Origin of the sequence: Streptomyces coffeae (genome assembly GCF_016741875.1) — a bacterium.
Taxonomy (GTDB): domain Bacteria; phylum Actinomycetota; class Actinomycetes; order Streptomycetales; family Streptomycetaceae; genus Streptomyces; species Streptomyces coffeae.
On record NZ_JAERRF010000084.1, the window covers coordinates 1 to 4,726 of the forward strand.

Annotated in this window: 5 protein-coding genes and 1 pseudogene; all 6 read left to right on the forward strand. The window is 68.6% G+C overall.

The annotated features are described in order from the left end of the window. On the forward strand, positions 1 to 523 hold a 523-nt coding region (locus tag JK363_RS41995), incomplete at its 5' end, for a hypothetical protein (protein ID WP_236076566.1). A 274-nt stretch (positions 524 to 797) separates the two neighbouring features. After that, complete coding sequence (locus JK363_RS40865; protein WP_307822106.1) at positions 798 to 1,295, forward strand: SAF domain-containing protein; 498 nt, start codon at positions 798 to 800, stop codon at positions 1,293 to 1,295. Then, positions 1,292 to 2,137 (forward strand): MinD/ParA family ATP-binding protein, encoded by an 846-nt coding sequence (locus JK363_RS40870; RefSeq protein ID WP_201883399.1) that lies wholly within the window; start codon positions 1,292 to 1,294, stop codon positions 2,135 to 2,137. The genes JK363_RS40865 and JK363_RS40870 overlap by 4 nt, the downstream gene beginning before the upstream one ends. Then, a complete protein-coding gene (locus JK363_RS40875; RefSeq protein ID WP_201883400.1) occupies positions 2,134 to 3,468 on the forward strand; it encodes a TadA family conjugal transfer-associated ATPase in 1,335 nt (444 codons plus the stop codon). Before JK363_RS40870 ends, JK363_RS40875 begins: the two co-directional genes overlap by 4 nt. After that, entirely contained in the window at positions 3,465 to 4,376 is a 912-nt protein-coding gene (locus JK363_RS40880; RefSeq protein ID WP_201883401.1) for a type II secretion system F family protein, read from the forward strand. The genes JK363_RS40875 and JK363_RS40880 overlap by 4 nt, the downstream gene beginning before the upstream one ends. Then, a pseudogene (locus JK363_RS40885) lies at positions 4,373 to 4,726 on the forward strand (type II secretion system F family protein); the annotation flags it as partial. The gene JK363_RS40880 and the pseudogene JK363_RS40885, both read left to right, overlap by 4 nt.

The following is a 4,726-nucleotide window of genomic DNA, read 5'->3' on the forward strand; positions in this document are numbered from 1 at the left end:
TGAGAAGCAGAAGAGGTCGAAGCCGAAGCCTCGGCAGAAGGTGCCGGTGGAGGTTGTCGCGCGGCGGGCTGTGAAGAACTTGAAGTTGCCGAGGCCAGTGATTCGTACGAGTCCGGATGAGGATTTTGTGCAGGTGGTACGGGTTCCGACATGGATGTGGCTGGAGCAAAGCTCATGGCGGTCTGTAGCGGAGACTGTGAAGGTGCCCGGTTTGAGGGTGACCGCGACTGCTCGGCCGCGTGAGGCGGTGTGGTCGATGGGTGAGGGCGGCATGGTGACTTGCTCTGGGCCTGGGACTGAGTACTCGGCCAGGTTGCGGGCGCAGGGAACGTCGCCAGATTGTGGCTATACCTACCGGGTGTCGTCGTTGGGCGAGCCTGATCGGGCGTTTACGTTGTCGGTGCGGGTCACCTGGGATGTCGAGTGGCATGGCGGGGGACAGGCTGGGCGGGTGCCGGGGCTGGCGATAGCCGCCGAGAGGTCGCTTGTCGTTGATGAGGTTCAGGCAGTCGTCGTGCGCTGACCGCGCTGGGGACGTACCGCTCCGCGGGATGCGGGGCTTATGAGTTCAGCAAGTTTCCTCTTCCTGTGGAGTAATTGTGGGTACCTCCATGTCACCTTCGCGTCCGAGAGAGGATGCCAGGTTGCCGGGGGCGCGTCGCTCTGATCCCGCACGGCGACCGACGTCAACCGTGGGGCGGCGCAGGCCGGGTTGGATCTGGGCTGGTGTGGGGACAGTGGTTGTCTCTGCGGTCGGATTCTCCCTCGTCGCGTCGGCGGCAGGCGAGCGGGAGAAGGTGCTGGCGCTGACGCGGGATGTGTCGGCGGGAGATGTGCTCGAGGTGCGTGATCTGCGGCAGGCTGAGGCTGCGTCGGAGACCGGGGTCGTGCCAGCTGCTGACAGTGCCGAGGTACTGGGTCGGCGGGCACGGGTGCCGCTGGTGGCTGGGTCGTTGCTGGCACCAGGGCAGTTCGGTGGTCAGCGGGCCTATCCGCGCGAGGGCCAGTCGGAAGTGGCGTTCGCGATCGAAGCGGGAAGCGCTTCGCCGCATGTGACGCGTGGCGACCGGGTCGCTGTCTTGGAGGGGCCGGATGGTGCAGGTACACCGGCAAGCGGTGAGGAGGAGACGGCGGCTCCCGTTGTCGGCACAGTGGCGGAGGCGAAGGCTCCTGAGTCCCCGGGCGGTGCGCGGACGGTGACGGTTTTGATGGAGACCGGTGCGGTGCGGCGCGCTGCGGGGATCGAGCACCCCCGTGTGGTGGTGCTTCCAGCTGAAGGGCGGGAAGCACCGTGAGGCGTTTGATCACCCTCGGGTCGGTCAAGGGCGCGCCCGGGGTGACGACGGCAGCGCTGGCCGTGGCGGCGGCATGGCCGGAGCAGGCGGATGGCCATGTGCGGCCGGTGGTGGTGGAGGCGGATGTCTCTGGCGGTGATCTGACGGTCCGGTTCGGGTGTCCGCACACGCCTGGGTTACTCGACCTTGCCACCGCGGCACGGAAGGAACAGCCAGGTTCTTTGCTGGCAGCGACAGCGGATCTTCCCTTCGGTGTTCGTGCGGTGGCCTCTCCAGCGGGTGGCAGGGCGTGCGCTGAAGCTGTCCGTTTGGTTGCCGAGTCCGGGCAGCGGGTGCTGCTGGGGGAGGGGTCCGATCAGGGCACGGTCCTGCTGGATGTGGGCCGTGTAGGGGAGTGCGTAGCGGGCCTGCTGGGTGCCTCCGATGCCGTGGTGCTGATTTCCCGAGGTGGAGCGGACGCGCTGGCGCACACGTATGCGCACCTGACAGAGGCAGGCCCGCAGGCGGAGCAGTACGTGCTGGTCGTGGTCGGTCCGTGTCCTTACAGCCCGGGGGAGATCACGGCGACGCTCGGTGTGGGCCGCGTCGTCTTCCTGCCCTGGGATCCGAAGGTGGCCGATGTCCTGGCTGGGCGTTCTCGTTCGGCGTTGCGGACCAGTGGCTGGCGGACGGGGCGGTTGATGGCAGCGGCTCGTGAGGTCGCACAACTGTTGAGCGGGACCGGTGAGGTCGGAGTGAAGGGCCTTGGCGGTGATCTCGCGAGGGCGGGCGCTGTTCCATCTGCCAGCAGTTTCCTGCGTCGCGGCTTGGCGGGTCTGGCAACGAAGGAGACCGGTTCGTGAGCACGGTGACGGAGCGCTCTGACGAGCGGGAGCTGACCGCCGCCGTGCGCGGGCGGGTCGTGGCGCGCCTGGCGGAGTATGCGGATGAACGAGAAGCTGCGGGCCTGCCGCCAGAGGCCGAGTCGCAACGTCGGGTGATGGTCGAGCGGTTGGTCGATGAGGAGCTTGGGGCGCGGGCCCGCGAGGCGCTGGTCCGCGGGGGTGGCGCACTGGAGCGCGCGGCGGAGGAACGCGTCGCGCAGGCGGTCACTGACGCGTTGCTCGGGACAGGCACGCTGGAGCGGTTGCTGGCGGATGAGTCAGTGGAGAACATCTGCGTGAACGGGTGTGACGTGGTCTGGATTCGCTCCGCGGATGGCCTCTGGCGTCAAGGAGCACCCGTAGCGGCCTCGGATGACGAGCTGGTCGACCTGGTGCGCGGCCTGGCGGCGCGTGTGGATGGCGAAGAGCGCCGCTTCGACCGAGGGATGCCCCGGCTCAACCTTCAGCTGCCGGACGGATCGCGCCTGTTCGCGGTGATGGCCGTCACCGGGCGCGTCTCATTGTCGGTACGCCGACACCGGTTTCCGGCAGCATCGATGGACGACCTGGTGCGCCTCGGGGTGTGTGACCAGGCCATGGCCGCCTTCCTCACGGCGCTGGTGCGGGCACGGAAGAACATCATCATCGGCGGCGGCACCAATCTGGGAAAGACCACGGTGCTGCGCGCTTTCGCTTCCCAGATTCCCTCGACCGAGCGCCTGATCACCATCGAGGACACTTTCGAACTCGGCCTCGGCAACGATCGGGCAGCGCACCCCAACGTGGTGGCGATGCAGGCCCGTGAGCCCAATATCGAGGGCCAGGGCGCGATCGATCAGGCGGAGCTGGTGCGCTGGGGACTGCGCATGTCGCCCGACCGTGTCATCGTCGGCGAGATCCGCGGCAGCGAAGTCATCCCGATGTGCAACGCGATGAGCCAAGGCAACGACGGCTCACTGTCCACGATCCACGCCTCCACTTCCCGCGGGGTCTTCACCAAGCTTGCCGCCTACGCGGCCCAAGCGCCTGAGCGCCTGTCGCTTGAGGCCACCAACCTGTTGGTGGCATCCGCTGTCCACTTCGTGGTGCACCTCGGGTGGGACGCCGAGGGGAAGCGTGTGATCGACTCGGTGCGCGAGGTCGTCGACGCCGACGGAGCCCAACTGGTCTCCAACGAGGTCTACCGCCCCGGCTCTGACGGCCGCGCGGTCCCCGCCACACCCCTGCGAGCACAGACACTTCAGGAGCTGATCGCGGCAGGCATGGACGCTCAAGCTGCGGGCTTCACCTGGTGGGGGGATGGCCAATGACCGTCCCACGACTGGGCGAGGCGGCCATCGTCGTCGCCACGATCCTGGGTGCCGCCTTCGGCACCGGCCTCCTGCTGATCATCACCGGTGCACTACGCCGACCTGTCCGCGATACCGCCAAGGCTGACTGGTGGCAGCGGGTATGTGGCCGCCTGCCCGCGGAGTGGAACCAGCGCCGTCTCGTTGCCGCCCTGCTCGTTGGAGTGACGGCAGGAGCCTTGACGCGGTGGCCGGTAGCGGCCGTGCTGACCACCGCGGCCCTGCTCACACTGCCAGGACTCCTGGGCCCGGACCGGGCGGCTGCTCGGCGGACGGAACGGATGGAAGCACTCGCGCTGTGGACGGAAATGCTGCGCGACACGCTCTCCGCCGCTGCCGGGCTGGAACAGGCCGTCCTCTCCGCCGCCGACATCGCCCCTGCCGCGGTGCAGCGCGAGCTGAGGACCTTGGTCGCCTCGATCCGCTCCGGCCAGCCACTGCCCGCCGCGTTGCGGACCTTCGCCGACGAAGTCGACGACCCGCTTGCTGACGTGGTGGTCGCCGCCTTGGTGACGGCAGCCGAACGCCAGGGCGGCCAGCTCGGCGCACTCCTGGGAGAACTGGCCGACTCGGTGCGCGAACAGGTAGCCATGCGCCAGCGGATCGATGCAGGCCGCGCCAGCATCCGCACTGGAGTGAGAGTCACCGTAACCGTCACCCTCGCAATGGCCGTCGGCCTGACCGTCTTCAACCGGCCCTACCTGAACCCCTTCAACACCGTGGCCGGCCAGCTGGTCCTGGGCGTCGTCGGAGTCCTGTTCGCCGCCTCCTTCACCTGGCTGACCGCCATCGGCCGCCTCGAGGAGCCGGTACGCCTCCTTGGCTCCACCCCTGCCAAGACTGCACACGCCACGGGGAGAACACGGTGATCACGATCGTGCTGGGCACGGTATTCGGCGCCGGGCTCGTGGCCGCCGTCTATGGGCTGCGTCCGCCACGGCCCGCGCTCGCGGACGTGCTCGCTGCCCTCGACGCACCACCGCCGAAACCGGTGACCGGCGCGAGGGAAGAGGACACGGAGTGGGCAACGCGCCTGGGCCGTAAGGCTGTGCCGCTGGTGCGGGCGCTGGGCTTCCCCACCGCTTCCCAGCGCGCGGACCTTGCTGCGTGTGGGACGGACGTGGACAAGCACCTTGCGGGCAAGGCAACCTGCGCCGCCGCCGGGCTGCTGACACCATGGGCCACTGGCGCCCTGGCACGCTTCGGGACCGGACTCGAC

Bases quoted from the DNA above. Each gene is read 5' to 3' on its own strand.
- JK363_RS40880 (WP_201883401.1), top strand. From the start codon at position 3,465: ATGACCGTCCCACGACTGGGCGAGGCGGCCATCGTCGTCGCCACGATC.